This is a genomic window from Nesiotobacter zosterae (assembly GCF_033843645.1).
GTDB lineage: Bacteria > Pseudomonadota > Alphaproteobacteria > Rhizobiales > Stappiaceae > Pseudovibrio > Pseudovibrio zosterae.
The window spans coordinates 267,146-283,348 of the sequence record NZ_JAWXVZ010000003.1 but is presented as its reverse complement, the minus strand read 5'-3'; the positions used below and the strand labels follow the sequence as shown (position 1 = coordinate 283,348).

Sequence of the window (16,203 nt, the reverse complement as noted above, 5' to 3'; positions counted from 1 at the left end):
GAAGCAAAATGGCCCGACCGTCGCCCCTGGTAATTGCTCGCAAGTCTGGATACCTGATGGAGCAAGGGGCGCGGGTTGCGTTCTACGCACTTTACGAGCGCGCCATGGGCCGTATTGCACGCAAGTACCCTATCGCTCCAGAGGGCAAGGCGCGTCCCAAAGGCCCGTTCCCTGACCGCCAGAAAATGTTTGCGGACATTATGGAAGTCTTCGACCGGGACTTTCGCAATATGGAACGCGGCATCTATCCAATGCAACGTGGGCCTTACAAGGATATCGGTGAGCTGCTTTCCACCGGTCGCCGGTTCCTTGCGGATGTGCCCAAGGTCGCCTCACGGCGAGCAGAAGGCCGCCATCAGGAAGTCTCAGGAACCTCGCGCCAACTGCCACGCTATTACCGGCAGAACTTCCACTATCAAACAGATGGGTGGCTGAGCGAAGATTCTGCCCGTATCTACGATTTCCAAGTTGATGTTCTGTTCAAGGGCACCACAGCTGTCATGCGACGGCTGGCGCTAGCGCAGATGGCACAGGCCCTTCTGAATAAGGATCGGCGAGAAGTTTCCTATCTGGATATAGCCTGTGGCACGGGCGGTTTGCTCAACCCCGCAACTCGGGCATTTCCCGGCTTGCGCGGCACCGGAATTGACCTTTCCGAGGAGTATCTTCGCGTCGCCCGAGAACGCAGCGCGACGACACGGTCCAGTTATGTCTGCGCCAACGCGGAAAGCCTCCCTTTTGCGTCGAACAGTCTAGATTTGATAAGCTGCGTCTATCTGTTTCATGAGCTGCCGCCCAAGACGCGCAGACAGGTAGCTGCCGAGATAGGACGCGTTCTCAAGTCAGGCGGGCAGTTTATCTTCATGGACAGTTTGTTGATTGGTGACAAGCCCGAGTACGACGGTGCGCTGGAAGCCTTCCCTGTGCTGTTTCATGAGCCTTACTTTTCAACCTATGCACGGGAAGACATCGAAGGGTTGTTTGGCACTGAAGGCTTGACGCTGGCGGCCACTGACCTCGCATTTGTCTCGCGCATCAACAGGTTTACCAAAACCTGATCGAACTTGGAAAATGCGGGGGAAATGGGTGAGGCTGTAACACTAAATTCACAGCATCGCCCTAGCGTCAGCCGCTCAAGCGGCTAATTGGATTTTTTAAGTTGATCAAGTGGTTCTATTGGTTCGGGGCATTCCTGTGCATCACCCTTGGGCTTCTGACCGTATGGCTTCCCATTCCAACCGGACTGCCTCTTTTAGTGCTCGGCTTTGTGTTGCTTATTGCAACCAGTCGTGGTGCCGCGCGGTGGCTACGCCATCGTCGGCGCACACACAATAAATTGAACCGATCCATTTCATGGATTGAAGACCGCAGCACTGGCAGGTTTCGGCGCATTCTCCTGCGTACACGCCCCCGCTACTTCAAGAAGCTGATGAAAAAAGGCGAAGACAGCGACCTCTGATTGACTAGTATTTGAAGCTGAACTTGAGAACCAAATGAGGGAACTGCGTTGTCTGCCTACATTATTGTCGACACAAAAATTACCGACCCAGAAGCCTACGAAGAGTACAAGGCGTTGGCGCGCCCGATTGCAGAGAAGTACGGTGCCATTTACCGGGCAAGGGGTGGCAAGATGAAAGTTCTGGAAGAGGAACTCTGGTCACCATCCCGTATCGTTGTGCTGGAATTTCCAACGATGGAAGCGGCAGAAACTTTTGCCAACTCACCGGAATACGCGCCAGTTAAAGCCATCCGCAACGCGAATGCTGACTGCACCCTCGTTATCGTTGAAGGCATCTAAGGCCCTGCTTAATACTTGCGGCCCGTTACAATGATGTACGGGCTGCCTTCGGCCGCCTCCGCACCGGACCAGTCGCCATACCAGGCAGCGGGCTCCAAATCGACAGCCTTAAAAAGGTTCACCAAGTGATCTTTTGGGACGAAGCGGCGCTGCTTGTTCAATGAGCATCGTTCGCCGTGGCTGTCGTAGTGGGTCTTCATGGACACCAAGCCATTTGTGTCGGGCCCGTCAAAGTCCTGCCAGAAGGCAACATCTTCGCCATCTGCGCTGCGGACCCGCATGGGCCGTTCATGCTGCGGCCAGCTCTCCCAAGGCCGTGCTGATGGATTTTGCATCCCAAAAGCAAAACGGCCACCGCTTTTCAAGTGCTCGGTGACCGTTTCCAATAGAAGAACCTGATCTGTGTCCGTGGTGAAGGCGTGAAAGGCGTTTCCACTGATGACAACTGTATCAAAACGCCTGTTGAGCCTTATGGTTCGTGCGTCTGCACCCACCCATGTCACGGCTCTCGTTCGCTTGATGGCCTGGGCTATCTTGCGTGGATTGCGGTCAACGCCCACAACCTCAACACCATTCTTGCTCAACTCATGAGCCAAGGCCCCAGTTCCACATGCGATCTGAAGGGCGCTTGATCCCGTCCGGCTCGCAAAGCCTAGAAGGAACTGATCGTCGTCGTCCCACGTTTTGTCCAGTGAAGAAAGCCGATGGTGGTCCGGCGCCGTGCTCGATTGGCTCATGTGCATCGCGATATCACCGTTTTTATTGGCCTACATAACGAAGCGTAAGCCCTCTAGTTTTAACAGAACGTCCACATGTTCCCAAGATTACCTGAAATATCGCCAAAACGGTGACGGCAAACACAAAAATATCACAGTGTTGCAACTTGAGCACGTCAAGCGGACCGGAAGCGCCTTAAACGGGAAAGAACTTGCTCGGCCGGCATGCGCAATGTGTGCATATTCACGATGATGGTCTGCATACCGTCTTCATCTTGCTTCAGCACCCAGTTTTTCATCATCACCATGCGCCAGAACGGCAGCTTCTGAGGCTTTGAAACAGCCTTTTGCAGGTCAGTGTTTAGCCGAATATGAAGCTTTGTCAGAAGGATAGATCGCACCGCGGTCGTATGCAAAGACATCTCGGTGATGCTAGCCCAGTCAATAAAGCCAATACCGTCGACAAACAGGCCATCGCTGCGGCCACCTATCTGCGGCTCTTTAAGAACGGTTGGATAGAACCAGATGGCAACCGCTGCCGCACCAATTGCAAGAAGCGCGGCAAGCGGATACCCAAAAACAGAAAAAAGTATGGCGCCAAGCGCAACAGCGCCCCCACCATAGACGAGCCCTTCCCCAGCCCCACGAGAATAGCCAGTTGCAAAGCTTTCAGGTTGCGGATTTGCAGCGTCATCCCACGGGTCTGAGAAATTCGTCTGTACCAAGGGTCAGGTCACTCCGAGGTTGGGAGCACCGATCAGTCTCCGGCGATCTCCGTGCCTTCAATTTCAATACCGAAGCCTTCAAGGCCGACGTAGTGGCGTTCGCGGCTGGCGATCACACGAATTGAGGTGACGCCAAGGTCTTTGAGGATCTGTGCGCCAAGACCAATCTCACGCCACCCTTGCTCACGGCTTTGAGCGGACTGATGCTGCTCTTCTTCTGCCGCTTCCAGTCCTTCACGCGCGCGCTCAGCACGTTGAGCCACCCCAACACCACCTTCACGCAGGTACACAATAACCCCGCGACCGCGCTCAGCGAAGTCCTTCATCACATTGGAGAGAGACTTGCTGGTGCCAAAAACGTCATCAACAACAGCTTCACGCTGCAGGCGAACTGGAACGCTACGGCCATCCCGAATGTCGCCATAGATAATGGCAAGGTGATCCATCTTGTCAAAGGGCGTGCTGAAAGAAATCGCGTAGGCAGGCCCGTGCGGTGTTGCAATCTGCTGTTCCGCACCGCGGGTCACGAAAGACTCGTTGCGCTGCCGCCAAGCGATGAGGTCTGCAACAGAGACCATTTTCAAGCCATGCTCTTCAGCGAAAGCTGCAACAGCGTCCCCCCGTTTTACAGTGCCATCGTCGTTGACGAGCTCGGAAATGACACCAACTTCCGGGAGGCCAGTCAGCTTGCACAGATCAACAGCCGCTTCCGTATGGCCAGACCGGATCAGTACGCCGCCGTCTTTTGCGATAAGGGGGAAAACGTGGCCCGGCCGGACAAAGTCAGCTGCGCCCGCGTTCGGGTTTGCCAACGCACGAACGGTGCTGCAGCGCTCTTCAGCGGAGATGCCTGTGGTCAGGCCCGGCCCATAGTCCACGGAAACGGTGAAAGCGGTCGCCAGTGGCGCATCGTTGTTGCTTACCATCGGGTCCAGACGAAGGCGAGACGCGGTTTCGCGGGTCATCGGCGCGCAGACAATGCCTGAGGTATGGCGGATGATGAAAGCCATTTGTTCCGGCGTGATCTTGCTTGCAGCAACAATCAGATCGCCTTCGTTTTCGCGGTCGTCATCATCGGTTACAACGACCATCTCACCGTTTTCAAAGGCGCGCAGCGCTTCAGCGACACGGGTCTGGGACACAGCATACTCCTTGGTTTCTTTAAGGCCCAAGAAATCGTTGGGGGTCACTTCCCCACCGGTTGCTTCGGCAATCTTTTGAGCCATTTCGCGGGAGACCCAAACACAAGGATCGTTGCACAAAGCTGTAACTGAGGCGGGGGAAAGCCCTGCCCGGCGTGCGAAGGCGCTTCGGCTTTCTGAGTTCTGTGCGAGCCACTTGTCGAGACGCATGGGTTTCCTGCGATTTCAGTTGAGGGAAGATTCAGAGATCTTTTCAGTGTGACTGAAAGGTGGTCTGCTTCCCATTAAAAATCAAGGTCTGATTTCGCACTTCAGTCGATTGTCTGATAGTGAGCCCCCGAAATGCAAAAAGGCCACAGCTCAAAAGCTGTGACCTCCGATCGTTACGCGCAATGTCTGGGCTCAGCCAACCTGGCCGCGGTGACGCAGAAAGTGATCCGCAAGCACCAGCGCCATCATGGCCTCTCCCACGGGAACCGCTCGGATACCAACGCATGGATCATGACGGCCCTTTGTCATCACATCCACCTCATCGCCTGAACGGGTAATTGATTTGCGCGGTGTCAGGATGGAGGATGTGGGCTTGATCGCGAAACGCGCCACCACAGGTGCCCCGCTTGAGATGCCGCCCAGCACTCCGCCTGCATGGTTGGACAGGAATTCCGGCTGACCATCTGCGCCCATGCGCATCTCATCGGCATTTTCCTCGCCGGTCAGGGTCGCAGCTTCAAAGCCGTTGCCAATCTCAACACCTTTCACCGCATTGATGGACATCATGGCCGAGGCGATATCCTGATCCAGCTTGCCATAGACTGGCGCGCCGAGGCCTACAGGCACCCCTTCTGCAATGACTTCGATGACAGCGCCAACGGATGAACCCGCTTTTCGAATGCCATCCAGGTACTCCGCATAGAAAGCCGCGGCTTCCTTGTCTGGGCAGAAGAACGGGTTATTGTGCACCTCACTCCAATCCCAATTGTCCCGGTTGATTTTGTGCGGCCCCATTTGCACGAGCGCTGCACGAATGGTGACCCCCGGAATGACCTTTCGTGCCACTGCCCCTGCAGCAACACGGGCTGCGGTTTCCCGCGCCGAAGAGCGCCCGCCTCCACGATAGTCGCGAATGCCGTACTTAGCGTCATAGGTATAGTCCGCGTGACCGGGGCGATACCTCTCCTTGATTTCGGAATAGTCCTTGGAGCGCTGATCGGTGTTCTCGATCATCAATGAGATTGGCGTTCCGGTCGTTCGCAGAACGCCGTCTTCGTCTTCCATTGTGCCGGAAAGAATCTTTACCTGATCCGGCTCGCGGCGCTGAGTTGTATACTTGGACTGTCCCGGCTTGCGTTGATCCAGATACTGCTGAATTTCCTCGGCAGAAATGGCAAGCATTGGAGGGCAGCCATCAATCACACAGCCCAATGCCGGGCCATGGCTCTCGCCCCAGGTGGTAAAGCGGAAAAGGGTTCCGAAGCTGTTGTGGGACATTTCTTTCCAAAATCAAAGGCGCGGCACGTGCACGCGGGTTAGTAAAGTTCCCCGGTTGTAAGTTGGTTCGCCCATTCGGTCAATTGTGGGGGGAGGCAGAAGGACCGCTGTTTTTCTCAAGAGCTACGACGCGTTTATTGCGCCTGCCACTCCATCAGCACCTCTGGGTGCCCGGTATGCGCGTCAAGGCGCTCCTCAACAACATTGAACCCCTGACGCAGATAAAACTCATAGGCTCCCTTGTTCGCGTTGTAGACGGAAAGCTCAAGCGTATTCCGCTGTGCCTTTGCGTGTTTCATCAGTGCATACCCAAGGCCCCTGCCCTGCGAATGCGGCGCAACAAAAAGCGCTGCCAGACTATTCTCCAGAAGCGAGAGGAAGCCCAGCACTTGCCCTTCCTGAACGCATACCCACGTTTCACTGGCTGGCAAATAGGTGTCGCGCATGGCTGGAACCATGCTTTCCCAAAATCCGGCTTCGATGAAGTCGTGAGCCTTGATGGAGGCAGCGAGCCAGATCGACAGAGCGCATTCAACCTGCGCGCTCTCAAGCCTTTGAATTTCCATTATTTAAACCCAGCTTTCCTTGCCATCACGCCAAACCAGAAACTGGTCTTGAGGCACTTCAAGCGTTGGAATTTCAGTTGTGGGATAGCCAAGCAGCAAACCACGCAAAACCCGCATCACGCCGCCATGAGAGACAATGATCATCGGCTTGGAGCAGGACATAAGCCAGCCCTCAATCCGGTAAGAAAGCATTTTGTAGCTCTCCCCCTCTGGCGGCACGAAGCCCCACTTGTCTGCCTTGCGGGCCTCGGCGAGTTCCGGGTTGACGGCCTTGATCTCCGGGATTGTCTTGCCTTCCATGGCACCGAAAGTGATCTCTTTCAGGCGGTCATCCAAAGCGTAGGCGTTTGCCTCCAACTCCATTTCCTCAAGAACCAGATCCATGGTTTGGCGGGTACGCAGCATCGGCGACGAGATGATCTCAAAGTCAGCGTGGCTCAGACCTTCCCGCTGCAAAAAGCCTTTGAGCTCACGGCCATTGCGTCTTGCCTGCTCGCGGCCGGTATCGTTAAGCGGGATATCCTGCTGACCCTGCATGCGACCTTCCGCATTCCAGTCTGTCTGGCCGTGGCGTATGAAGATGATGGGAGTTGGTGCCAGACGCGCAATATTGGTGCTTTGTTCCATGAGCTAAACTACTGCTTTTTGTTTCAGGCTGATTTGCGGGATTAGTTCGACGTTTTATACCGTGCCGCAAAGCTTCGACAAGACTATGAAGCAGAAGTTTTAAACCCCGGCTCTTCAGAGAAATGAGCGCCGTTCCACACAAGTAAAGCATTGCTACAAAAAAGGGGCGCTCTCGAGCACCCCTTCTTAATTCCTGAGCATTGCGCTTGCAGTCAGTCCTTGAGAACCGTTGCGATGTCAGGCGCGTCAACAGCCTTCATGCCGACAACGTGGTAGCCGCAATCAACATGGTGCGTCTCGCCAGTAACGGCCTTGCTGTAATCGGACAAGAGGTACACGGCTGAGGTGCCCACTTCTTCGATGGTAACATTGCTGCGCAGTGGGGAGTTGTACTCGTTCCACTTCATGATGTAGCGCAGGTCGCCAATACCAGAAGCGGCCAGCGTCTTGATTGGACCAGCAGAAAGGGCGTTTACACGGATCTTCTGAGGACCCAGATCAACGGCAAGATACTTCACACTCGCTTCAAGAGCTGCCTTGGCAACGCCCATAACATTATAGTTAGGCATTACCTTCTCAGCACCGTAATAGGTGAGCGTGAGCACGGAACCACCGTCTGTCATCAGCTTCTCTGCGTGCTTTGTTACCTTCACCAGAGAATAGACCGAGATGTCCATGGTCTTCTTGAAGTTGTCAGAAGTCGTGTCAAGGAAACGGCCTGTCAGCTCGTCCTTATCGGAAAACGCAATAGCGTGTACCAGAAAGTCGATCTTGCCCCACTTCTCTTCCAGGTTCTTGAAAACCTGTTCGACCGACGCATCATCTGTTACATCGCAATGACCTGCTACATACGCGTCGAGTTGCTCTGCAAGCGGCTCAACACGGCGCTTCAGCGGCTCACCCTGATACGTCAGAGCCAATTCAGCACCAGCTTCGCGCAATGCCTTGGCAATACCCCAAGCGATAGAGCGGTTGTTTGCAAGACCCATGATCAGGCCACGCTTACCGTCCATCAATCCTCGCGCTTCTGCCATATTTTTCTCCTGAGTGAATATCACTTGACCTACCAAGCAGTTTGAAATTGCTATTGCATACTGTTACGCCAGCTTCAAGCCATCGATAGGTATGTTCTAACAGCCATAGATGCTTTAAGAGCAGCGCTTATCTGATAGCGTTACTACGATCAATCCCTAACACAGCGACAATACCATGACACAAGACAGCCTAATCCGCGCTTTTCAAGAGTTGCTTGGAGAGGCAAACGTCCTCACAGAAGCAGCGGATCAAGCCCCCTATCTGGTGGAATGGCGTGACAAGTTCAAAGGCACAACTCCCATGGTGTTGCGCCCCGGTTCGACGGCCGAAGTTGCCGCGTGCATGAGGCTTGCAAACGAGCATGATCTTGTAATTGTCCCGCAAGGCGGAAACACCGGCCTTGTTGGCGCGCAAATCCCTAAAAACGGCGGAAGTGAAGTTGTTTTAAGCCTTTCTCGCCTCAACAAAATTCGCAATATCGACCCTTTGGGGCGGACCATGGTTGTTGAGGCTGGGGCCGTGCTTCAAACGATCCACGAGCGGGCCGAAGAGCACGATTTGATCTTTCCTCTGACGCTCGGCGCGCAGGGCTCCTGCCAGATCGGCGGCAACATTGCGACCAATGCGGGAGGCACCGCCGTACTGTCTTATGGCAACACCCGCGACCTTGTTTTGGGGCTTGAGGTTGTGCTTGCAAATGGTGAGGTTTGGGAGGGACTTCGCACCCTTCGCAAGGACAATACCGGTTACGATTTGAAACAATTATTTATCGGTTCTGAAGGCACTTTGGGGATCATTACAGCTGCAAGCCTGCGTCTTTTCCCAAAGCCTGCTGCCGTAGAAGTTGCACTGTGCGGCCTAGATTCGCCGCATCAGGCACTATCCTTGCTGTCGGTGGCCCAAAAGCACGCAGGTGCCATGCTGACCGGATTTGAAATCCTGCCCAAAATCGGCATGCAGTTCAGTGTACGCCATCAGGAAAATGCCCGTTTCCCCATGGCCGATGAGCATGACTGGTACGTTTTGGTAGAGCTATCTGCTGGCTCCAAGGACATCGACCTTGCCAGCTTGACGGAAGCCGTGTTTGAAGAAGCCTTCGAAGCTGAGCTTCTGAACGACGCCGTTCTGGCACAGAGCAATGCTCAGGCCGAAGACTTTTGGCGCCTGCGCCACGGCATGTCTGAGGTGCAAAAGCTGGAGGGCGGCTCCATCAAGCATGATGTGTCGGTCCCTGTGGCGAAAGTACCTGCGTTTCTGGAAGAAGCAATCGCGGCGGTTGAGGCTTTCATTCCCGGCTGCCGTCCGGTCCCGTTCGGTCACATGGGCGATGGCAACATTCACTTTAACATCAGCCAGCCAGAAGGCGCTGACAAGCAGGCATTCCTTGCGCAATGGGATGCGGTCAATGAAATCGTCCACGGCATCACGGCCCAATATAATGGCTCAATTTCCGCAGAACACGGCATCGGCGTCTTGAAGCGCGAGCTGCTTCCGACGGTAAAGAGCCCCGTCGAGATGAAACTGATGCGGGCAATCAAAGAGACTTTGGATCCCAAGGCGCTCCTGAACCCCGGACGCATTCTCTGACAAACAAAGTAGAGCGCTCCCCGGAGCGCTCTTGATACCTTATGAGGGCTAAAACAGATCGAGCTGACCGTCGTCAGTACCCGTCTTCTTCTTGCGCGGAGGCTTGGCAGGCTTAGGCTCTGGTTTCTTTGGTTCCGTCAGTTCCACTTCCCGGATCAGGCCTTCGTCATCGTGGGATGCGCTGTTTACCCGCGTCGAAACAGGTGTAAACGACAACACGCCCTTGGGTGCCGGCTTCAAAAAGGTGACCGCCTCCCGCGCCATCACCGTACCGGTATCAAGCCACGCGTCGAACTGATGTGGCTCCAGCAGCGCTGGCATGCGATGGTGAATCGGTGCCATATCCTCATTTGCTTCAACTGTGATCATGGCGGCGGTGTCGATATCCCCACCTTCTGGGTGCGACCAAGTTTCCCACAGCCCTGCGAACGCCAAGGGCTGATTGTTGGCCGCGGAAATGTAGTAGGGCTGCTTGGCGGAAACGGCACGCTGCCATTCATAAAAGCCGTTTGCAGGTATCAAACAACGGCGGTGCTTGATGGCTGCTTTGAATGAAGGTTTTTCAAGCAACGTTTCCGCCCGCGCATTGATAAGCAGCGTGAAACTGGCAGGATCCTTGACCCAACTAGGCACAAATCCCCATCTTGCCAGTGCAAAATGACGTTGACCATGTTCGTTTTTTACTAGAGCAATCGGTTGCGTCGGGGCTATGTTGTACCGCGGAGGAAAATTCGACTGCTCGATGTATGAAAAGAGCTCACGAACTTCCTCTGGGGATGCGGTAAGAGTATATCGGCCACACATGAACGATTGCCCTGACGATGTTTTAGTAAATTTGCAACGAGTTACTCTGTATAGACGCTAAAGTAGGTTTACAAGGCCGGAGGAATTGATGGAAGCGCTAACGGAGCAATTGGGACAAGGGGACATGTCTCCCGAAAACCTCGATCGCGCCAATATCAATCCGCAGACGGGCTTGGCTACAGATTATCTTAATCACTTCAATGAAGTAGTGATGATGCTGGAAATGCTCCCGGATATTCCGGATTGCGCCAGCGACGTGCTCCTGTGGGAGCCCTGCTCCTATGAAGAGCACTTTGAGAACTCCGGCTTTTCCGAGAAGAGGCTCGCTATTAAGGCTTACGGGGCTTGCCCAGAGCATCTGCGTGATGCGTTGTGCCAGACCGTTGCACTAATTGATGCTGAGGTTATTTCACTGAAAGCCCTCATCGAAAATGCTGAGGCACTTACCTCAGAGGTGCTCTTCAAGATCCAGTATCGTGCAACCACGTTTGTGAGACCCCTTATCAGTCAGGCCAGCGGCATCATCCACGGGCACGTGCCAGAGTCCTCCGATGATCTGGACGAGTTCACTCAGGCTGATGTGGACGCTCTCTTCCCATAACAAAAGGCGTCTACCGCGCTTGAGGGACTTGCAATGAAACTTGCCGCGAGCGTGTGCTGTTTCAGCTCCGACCAAAGCGTTCTGCTGGTAAGGCGGGCGAACCCACCTTCCCAAGGGCTCTGGGCCTTTCCCGGAGGCAAAGTTGATGCGGGCGAAACTCCCAAAGAAGCGGCTATTCGCGAACTTCATGAAGAAACTGGACTGAAGGCTCCAAGTGCCGAGCTGTGGCGGATCAGCCGACCGCAGCAGGGCGCGCTTGCACCAACCTATGAGATTCATGTTTTCTTCGCGTCCCAAGAAGTTACGCCGGTAACGGCCCGCACTGATGCCACTGACGCGGAGTGGTTTAAGGTGGATGAGGCCCTTCGGCTCCCCCTTGCTGCGGGAATTGACGCTTGTTTGCGCGATTTGAAGCGGGCCAATTAACCTGATTTTCGCTTCCCCCAGGCACATTGGAGTGCCCTTTAGGTTTTCACCGTGGAATTCGCGGTTTGGCCTTTTTCCATGCCTGCATCACACTGTAAAAAGGTAGGGCGTAGTTTTGGCGCTTTGGGAGGAAGACGTGACACGAGCGATCAAGCAGATCAGCCTGGCATTGGCGGTCAGCATGGGCCTTCTGGCTCAAGCTCCGGTCGACGTTGCGCACGCCCAGTCGAACTCTGAAGCCTCAGAAAGCCAAAACACGGACCCAAAGCGCCCTAAAATAGAAGTGCCGCCCTATGAGGCTGACCTGATGCGCCTGGCTGAGATTCTTGGCGCCCTGCACTACTTGCGGCCGCTTTGCGGATATGACGAGAAGGAAGAGTGGAGCGGACGGATGCAAGCGCTCTTGAGCGCAGAAGTTACGAACGAGCTGCGCCGTCGCCGTTTCGTTGAACGCTTCAACCAGGGGTACAGAGGCTTCGCCTCCGTTTACCAACGCTGCACGCCTTCAGCTGAGGAAGCTTCACGTCGTTACGCAGCACAAGGCTCCAAGATTACGCAGGAAGTCACAGCTAAATACAGTCGTGACTGAGTATTATCCAAGTTACCCCTATTATCCACAGGTGAAAAATGTAGGGTTTTTGGATAACTTTCCCCAAGGCCCGTGTTAACCATAAATTTTCGAAGCTTTGGATGATCTTAAGTATTCTTTTACAGTTCGGTTTTCTTGGCGTTCCGTCGTGTTAGGGTCTTTCTTGTCGCGCCGCTGACTCGTTGGTTTGATTTGCTCAGGCCCCCTTGTTAGCGGCGTGTCACTAGAGGCAACACAAAAACGGCGGGACGGTATGATCAAAGATCAAACCCTTGATATCGCGATGGAAGAAGAGGTCGAGGAAATCGAAGTCAGCGATGCTGACATTCGGCGCCTTGCGCTTGGTTTCATCCACGAGGCCTGGGAAGAGGGTTTGTCACACGGCATCGACTCTGCGGCTATGGCACATGCGGCGCTTTTCACGGCCATGATGGATCTGGTGTCCATGTTCGGCGAAGAAGCGGTGACCAAGTTTGCAGAAGAGATTCCTGCCCGCGTTGAGCGCGGTGATTACTCCATCGATAGGAACCTGCACTAGATTTAGTGCAGGCTTCCTGCCAGCCATGCGGCGCGGATCAGGATCACCACGCCGAGCAGGAACAGCAGGGCTCCGGCCCCGCGATTGATCCAAGTAAGCCAGGCATCGTTGATGTGCTGGCGGAAGGTGGCGATAAGGGCCGATGCGGAGGCCCACCAGCTCATCGCCCCCAAAAACACTCCCGTGACGAGCGTGGCAGCTCCAACATAGTTTCCGGCTTTTGGGGCCAAGTGCCCTAAAGCCCCGAACAGCGTCAAAAAGCCAAAAATCGTGCCGGGATTGGTAATCGTCATGGCGAGCGCTGCAGCAAAACCCTGCGCCAGCCGGCTTTTCCCCGCTTCGGAACGCGAGATGTGGGGATGTGCGCGAAACACGCTGACGCCAAAGCCGAGCAGCAACATCCCTCCGACGATCTGAATCATCTCAAGATGAAGCGTGAGAAAGTTTGAGATGGTGGTGACACCAAACGCTGCGATGAGCGCAAATAGCGTGTCGGCAAACACAGCCCCCGCCCCTGCCAAGAAACCGGGTAGAAACCCAAAGTGCAAAGAACGGCTTATCACCATGATGTTGACCGGGCCAACCGGCGCTGACGTGGCGATGCCAATCATCATGCCACCCAAGAGGTATTTCAATTCAAACAAACCGATGGAATTCCTAGTTAGACTGTGCTGATACCCTAGTTTCTCTCACTTTTTGTGATGAAATCCCCTGGCAGCCCAAGTCTGTGCAAAGCCTCTCTGCGGTTCCTTTAATCAGAGACATACTGCGATTAAACTGCCAATGTCTCAGCGATGGTTCGGGCCGCATTTGGAGAAAACGGTGAAATCTGCATTTTTTGTCACGGCTGTATTGGCATGCCTTATGCCTTTGACTGTTCATAGCGCAGTCGTCAAAACAGAAACCATCCGGATTACTCCACCTCCACAGGAAACTCCTCAGATTGACCCAGAAGACACGTTGAAATACCCAGAGGAACCCGCCGCAACCTCTGGCGACGCTCCGACTGTGTACTATGACGTCAATCTATTGCCAGAGCCTGTGCGTGCGACACGCAATGCCTTGGTCTCAGCCCTTCGCGAAGGCTCCATTGAAAAAATCGGGGCGATAATCGAGGCGCAGAAATTCCCGCCGCACCTTCTGTTCGGAGAGATGGAAGATCCAGTTACCTACTTGAAGCAGAGTTCTGGAGACGGGGAAGGCCTGGAGATCATGGCCATCATGGCCGACATTCTGGACGCGGGCTTTGTGCGCTGGAATGCAGGCACCGAGAACGAAACATACATTTGGCCGTACTTCGCGCACTATCCCATGAACGAGCTTACAAACAAGCAGAAGACGGAGATGTTCCGCATTGTGACCGCCGCCGATTACTTCGAAATGAAGGACTACGGCACGTGGACCTTTTATCGTCTCGGCATCGCGGCGGACGGCCAGCTCATGTATTTCGTGGCAGGCGATTAGTTGGGGCTCAGCGTCCCTAGGGTGGCATAGCCGCGGTAGAGCGCCTTGTGGCTGGACTGTTTTCCATACTGCACTGCCAGCTGCTCCAAGAAACGATCCATGCCCGCTCGCGGCTCCACATGAAAAGCTGCCAACCATTTGAACAGCAACCGCTTGAAGAGCGCTGGCATGTTCTCTTGCTGGCCAAAGTCAACCAGATGGAGACGCCCGCTTTCGCCAAGAAGCCGCGCCCCTTGATCGAGAGCCGCCTGCCATGGCGGAATCATGGAGAGGCTGTAAGAGAACATCACATGATCGAACGACGAGATGCCGAACAGGGCCTCGGCATCCACTTGAGTAGCGTCGGCTTTCGCCAACTGGATGCGATCCGAAAGCCCAGCCTTGGCCACCGATTTGCGCGCAGTTGCCAGCATTTCTTCTGAAAGATCGATACCGTATAGTTTGGCCTGAGGGTAAAGGCGCGCGGCCTTCACGAGATTACGCCCCGTTCCGCACCCCATTTCCAGAATTGTCTCGCCTGGCTCTGCACGAAGATCTGCCAGGAGGCGATCACGGCCCAGAAGATAGTACTTGCGGCTCAGATCATAGATGTGGCGCTGATAGCGATAGATGTCGTCCATCAGCGCGGCAGAGGACCCACCACTCATTGAACGGCACCCTTGAAGGTGTAGATATGAAAGCCACCGTAGATGGAAGACCGATCCTGCATGTTCAAGCGCAAGCTCTTCTCTTCATCATAAACCCATTGGTCCAGAATCTCATCGCGAACCCGACCGGGCAAAATCGTTGGCTCACCCGCAGTGCGGTAGATCACCCGAGCCCCCGGCTTTGCAGTCTTGGTGATGTTCTCCCAAAGATCATTGAGCTGCTGATCCGTCATCCAATCCTGCGCGTCCAGAAGGACGTAGCCATCAAAGCCCTCGGATTGGTCATCTGCGAGATACTCCGTGAAAGAGCGATTGAGGACGCTGACGCGGTCCGCCCGTTCGCGGATCACGTCGAAATGACGCTCTTGCAGGTAGGGTGGCAAAGGACCTGCGGGGCTTCTTGTAGAGACCGTTCTGCCCTTCGAGGCGTAACCGCGGTTGAATGCTTGCCAAGCGAAATAATTTTCGCTCATGGGAAAGCCACAGGCCAGACGCTCAAGGCGCTGCTTGAGCACCAATGCCATGTTGCCGCCACCGGAAGCGGCCAACGCGTCATATTGCGCGGGTGGAATGCCAAGCCCATAAAGCGACATCTTTTTGGAGGTCGCCCAGCGCACAAGGCGCTTGTCAAACAACGGTGCCAAGGTCTTGTCGAAGAATGTGCGTTGCTCATCCATGGTCTTGGCCCGAGCGAGCTGCTTGAGATCGACCCCATATAGACGCGCAACCAAGTGACCGGCACCAATAAAGTAACCCAGCATGCCGTGGTGATAGAGATCACGCGAGAACAATGTAATGCGCTTGCGGCCCCACGCGGTAAGGTCCCGCCCTTCCCAATAGCTGCGACTGACCGGGTCAATGGCCTCTTTCAGATAGCGGTTGTACAGATCGATGTTCGCCTTCTCGTCTGCGTGGCCGAAGAACTGATAGAAGCTCTTATAGTCCGGCAGCTCGCGAACGGCAGCAAGTTTGAGCCGGTTCAAGGCGATATGAGCGCGGTTCAAGTCCAGCGCGATAATCTCTTTAGGGTCCGTCGTCAGATAGGACATGACGTTACAGCCACCTGAGGCGATCGTGATAAGCCGGGAGCCCGGCTTGAGAGCCAGAGCCTCAATGTCGACTTCTGGGTCCTCCCAAATCTGCGGGTAAACCATGCCCTTGAAAGCAAAGGTAAACATACGCTCCAGCAAGCCGTCCCAAGTGGACGCATTTGATCGATGGACTGCGGAATTCAAACGCTGCTTAGATTGCTGCAAGGGGGACGACACAGAACCTCTCCCATTAGTTGGCTGTTGTCTTTACTCAGCGTCTATTTAAGGCAGCGGGGCGACACTTTGGTGACAGTTGCTTGACAGAACTACCGCTAACGTCTCCCGCTACACCAAAGGTATATTTTTCACAGCTCCCTCTTCAATGGAAAAACATTCTCTTGGAATTGCGAATGGTTCCG

General features: G+C 54.6%; 20 protein-coding genes. 9 read left to right on the top strand and 11 right to left on the bottom strand.

What is annotated here, in order from left to right; all coding sequences use genetic code 11:
• Nucleotides 1-8: 8 nt before the first annotated feature.
• The 3 genes from Q3Y58_RS06045 to Q3Y58_RS06035 all read left to right on the top strand — a co-directional run bounded on the left by Q3Y58_RS06045 (nucleotide 9) and on the right by Q3Y58_RS06035 (nucleotide 1,798).
• Nucleotides 9-1,058, top strand: coding sequence for a class I SAM-dependent methyltransferase (locus Q3Y58_RS06045; protein WP_319621486.1), 1,050 nt, complete (start codon nucleotides 9-11; stop codon nucleotides 1,056-1,058).
• 101 nt (nucleotides 1,059-1,159) lie between these two features.
• Nucleotides 1,160-1,459, top strand: a complete 300-nt coding sequence (locus tag Q3Y58_RS06040) for a hypothetical protein (RefSeq protein ID WP_274219359.1) — start codon at nucleotides 1,160-1,162, stop codon at nucleotides 1,457-1,459.
• Nucleotides 1,460-1,507: 48 nt separating this feature from the next.
• Complete coding sequence (locus Q3Y58_RS06035; RefSeq protein ID WP_274219360.1) at nucleotides 1,508-1,798, top strand: DUF1330 domain-containing protein; 291 nt, start codon at nucleotides 1,508-1,510, stop codon at nucleotides 1,796-1,798.
• Nucleotides 1,799-1,806: 8 nt separating this feature from the next.
• Here the strand turns inward: Q3Y58_RS06035 and Q3Y58_RS06030 are convergent, their stop codons facing one another.
• The 7 genes from Q3Y58_RS06030 to fabI all read right to left on the bottom strand — a co-directional run bounded on the left by Q3Y58_RS06030 (nucleotide 1,807) and on the right by fabI (nucleotide 8,096).
• Nucleotides 1,807-2,535: a class I SAM-dependent methyltransferase gene (locus Q3Y58_RS06030; protein WP_319621484.1), complete on the bottom strand. Its 729-nt coding sequence runs from the start codon at nucleotides 2,533-2,535 to the stop codon at nucleotides 1,807-1,809.
• A gap of 155 nt (nucleotides 2,536-2,690) precedes the next feature.
• Nucleotides 2,691-3,239, bottom strand: coding sequence for a hypothetical protein (locus Q3Y58_RS06025; protein ID WP_274219362.1), 549 nt, complete (start codon nucleotides 3,237-3,239; stop codon nucleotides 2,691-2,693).
• Between the two features lie 32 nt (nucleotides 3,240-3,271).
• On the bottom strand, nucleotides 3,272-4,591 hold the full coding sequence (ribB, locus tag Q3Y58_RS06020) for a 3,4-dihydroxy-2-butanone-4-phosphate synthase (RefSeq protein ID WP_319621483.1): 1,320 nt from the start codon (nucleotides 4,589-4,591) through the stop codon (nucleotides 3,272-3,274).
• A gap of 192 nt (nucleotides 4,592-4,783) precedes the next feature.
• Nucleotides 4,784-5,869, bottom strand: coding sequence for a chorismate synthase (gene aroC / locus Q3Y58_RS06015; protein ID WP_319621482.1), 1,086 nt, complete (start codon nucleotides 5,867-5,869; stop codon nucleotides 4,784-4,786).
• Between the two features lie 134 nt (nucleotides 5,870-6,003).
• Nucleotides 6,004-6,435: an N-acetyltransferase gene (locus tag Q3Y58_RS06010; protein WP_319621481.1), complete on the bottom strand. Its 432-nt coding sequence runs from the start codon at nucleotides 6,433-6,435 to the stop codon at nucleotides 6,004-6,006.
• 3 nt (nucleotides 6,436-6,438) lie between these two features.
• Complete coding sequence (locus Q3Y58_RS06005) at nucleotides 6,439-7,062, bottom strand: histidine phosphatase family protein (protein ID WP_274219366.1); 624 nt, start codon at nucleotides 7,060-7,062, stop codon at nucleotides 6,439-6,441.
• 212 nt (nucleotides 7,063-7,274) lie between these two features.
• A complete protein-coding gene (gene fabI, locus Q3Y58_RS06000; RefSeq protein ID WP_319621480.1) occupies nucleotides 7,275-8,096 on the bottom strand; it encodes an enoyl-ACP reductase FabI in 822 nt (273 codons plus the stop codon).
• Between the two features lie 175 nt (nucleotides 8,097-8,271).
• On the opposite strand from fabI, the gene Q3Y58_RS05995 reads away from it, so the two are divergent.
• Complete coding sequence (locus Q3Y58_RS05995) at nucleotides 8,272-9,684, top strand: FAD-binding oxidoreductase (RefSeq protein WP_319621479.1); 1,413 nt, start codon at nucleotides 8,272-8,274, stop codon at nucleotides 9,682-9,684.
• Between the two features lie 48 nt (nucleotides 9,685-9,732).
• Here Q3Y58_RS05995 and Q3Y58_RS05990 read toward each other — a convergent pair whose 3' ends face one another.
• Nucleotides 9,733-10,488, bottom strand: coding sequence for an SOS response-associated peptidase (locus tag Q3Y58_RS05990; protein ID WP_319621478.1), 756 nt, complete (start codon nucleotides 10,486-10,488; stop codon nucleotides 9,733-9,735).
• Nucleotides 10,489-10,576: 88 nt separating this feature from the next.
• Here Q3Y58_RS05990 and Q3Y58_RS05985 point away from each other — a divergent pair, with 88 nt between their 5' ends.
• From Q3Y58_RS05985 to Q3Y58_RS05970, 4 genes are all read left to right on the top strand, one after another.
• On the top strand, nucleotides 10,577-11,089 hold the full coding sequence (locus Q3Y58_RS05985; protein ID WP_319621477.1) for a hypothetical protein: 513 nt from the start codon (nucleotides 10,577-10,579) through the stop codon (nucleotides 11,087-11,089).
• 33 nt (nucleotides 11,090-11,122) lie between these two features.
• Nucleotides 11,123-11,515, top strand: a complete 393-nt coding sequence (locus Q3Y58_RS05980) for an NUDIX hydrolase (RefSeq protein WP_319621476.1) — start codon at nucleotides 11,123-11,125, stop codon at nucleotides 11,513-11,515.
• A gap of 136 nt (nucleotides 11,516-11,651) precedes the next feature.
• Nucleotides 11,652-12,104 (top strand): TIGR02301 family protein, encoded by a 453-nt coding sequence (locus Q3Y58_RS05975; protein WP_274219372.1) that lies wholly within the window; start codon nucleotides 11,652-11,654, stop codon nucleotides 12,102-12,104.
• A gap of 253 nt (nucleotides 12,105-12,357) precedes the next feature.
• Complete coding sequence (locus tag Q3Y58_RS05970) at nucleotides 12,358-12,642, top strand: hypothetical protein (protein WP_274219373.1); 285 nt, start codon at nucleotides 12,358-12,360, stop codon at nucleotides 12,640-12,642.
• 2 nt (nucleotides 12,643-12,644) lie between these two features.
• Here Q3Y58_RS05970 and Q3Y58_RS05965 read toward each other — a convergent pair whose 3' ends face one another.
• Nucleotides 12,645-13,256, bottom strand: coding sequence for a LysE family translocator (locus Q3Y58_RS05965; protein WP_319621474.1), 612 nt, complete (start codon nucleotides 13,254-13,256; stop codon nucleotides 12,645-12,647).
• 208 nt (nucleotides 13,257-13,464) lie between these two features.
• Between Q3Y58_RS05965 and Q3Y58_RS05960 the strand changes: the two genes are divergently transcribed.
• Nucleotides 13,465-14,106, top strand: a complete 642-nt coding sequence (locus Q3Y58_RS05960; protein WP_319621473.1) for a hypothetical protein — start codon at nucleotides 13,465-13,467, stop codon at nucleotides 14,104-14,106.
• Here Q3Y58_RS05960 and Q3Y58_RS05955 read toward each other — a convergent pair.
• The gene (locus tag Q3Y58_RS05955; protein ID WP_274219376.1) at nucleotides 14,103-14,753 is read right to left on the bottom strand and encodes a class I SAM-dependent methyltransferase; all 651 of its coding nucleotides are present in this window, start codon (nucleotides 14,751-14,753) and stop codon (nucleotides 14,103-14,105) included. The two genes, Q3Y58_RS05960 and Q3Y58_RS05955, sit on opposite strands and share 4 nt — an antisense overlap.
• The gene (locus tag Q3Y58_RS05950) at nucleotides 14,750-15,931 is read right to left on the bottom strand and encodes a BtaA family protein (RefSeq protein ID WP_319621470.1); all 1,182 of its coding nucleotides are present in this window, start codon (nucleotides 15,929-15,931) and stop codon (nucleotides 14,750-14,752) included. Before Q3Y58_RS05950 ends, Q3Y58_RS05955 begins: the two co-directional genes overlap by 4 nt.
• Nucleotides 15,932-16,203: the final 272 nt, after the last annotated feature.

Bases quoted from the DNA above. Each gene is read 5' to 3' on its own strand.
- Q3Y58_RS06045 (WP_319621486.1), top strand. From the start codon at position 9: ATGGCCCGACCGTCGCCCCTGGTAATTGCTCGCAAGTCTGGATACCTG.
- Q3Y58_RS06030 (WP_319621484.1), bottom strand. From the start codon at position 2,535: ATGAGCCAATCGAGCACGGCGCCGGACCACCATCGGCTTTCTTCACTG.
- ribB (WP_319621483.1), bottom strand. From the start codon at position 4,591: ATGCGTCTCGACAAGTGGCTCGCACAGAACTCAGAAAGCCGAAGCGCC.
- aroC (WP_319621482.1), bottom strand. From the start codon at position 5,869: ATGTCCCACAACAGCTTCGGAACCCTTTTCCGCTTTACCACCTGGGGC.
- Q3Y58_RS06010 (WP_319621481.1), bottom strand. From the start codon at position 6,435: ATGGAAATTCAAAGGCTTGAGAGCGCGCAGGTTGAATGCGCTCTGTCG.
- Q3Y58_RS06005 (WP_274219366.1), bottom strand. From the start codon at position 7,062: ATGGAACAAAGCACCAATATTGCGCGTCTGGCACCAACTCCCATCATC.
- fabI (WP_319621480.1), bottom strand. From the start codon at position 8,096: ATGGCAGAAGCGCGAGGATTGATGGACGGTAAGCGTGGCCTGATCATG.
- Q3Y58_RS05995 (WP_319621479.1), top strand. From the start codon at position 8,272: ATGACACAAGACAGCCTAATCCGCGCTTTTCAAGAGTTGCTTGGAGAG.
- Q3Y58_RS05990 (WP_319621478.1), bottom strand. From the start codon at position 10,488: ATGTGTGGCCGATATACTCTTACCGCATCCCCAGAGGAAGTTCGTGAG.
- Q3Y58_RS05985 (WP_319621477.1), top strand. From the start codon at position 10,577: ATGGAAGCGCTAACGGAGCAATTGGGACAAGGGGACATGTCTCCCGAA.
- Q3Y58_RS05980 (WP_319621476.1), top strand. From the start codon at position 11,123: ATGAAACTTGCCGCGAGCGTGTGCTGTTTCAGCTCCGACCAAAGCGTT.
- Q3Y58_RS05970 (WP_274219373.1), top strand. From the start codon at position 12,358: ATGATCAAAGATCAAACCCTTGATATCGCGATGGAAGAAGAGGTCGAG.
- Q3Y58_RS05965 (WP_319621474.1), bottom strand. From the start codon at position 13,256: ATGATGATTGGCATCGCCACGTCAGCGCCGGTTGGCCCGGTCAACATC.
- Q3Y58_RS05955 (WP_274219376.1), bottom strand. From the start codon at position 14,753: ATGAGTGGTGGGTCCTCTGCCGCGCTGATGGACGACATCTATCGCTAT.
- Q3Y58_RS05950 (WP_319621470.1), bottom strand. From the start codon at position 15,931: ATGTTTACCTTTGCTTTCAAGGGCATGGTTTACCCGCAGATTTGGGAG.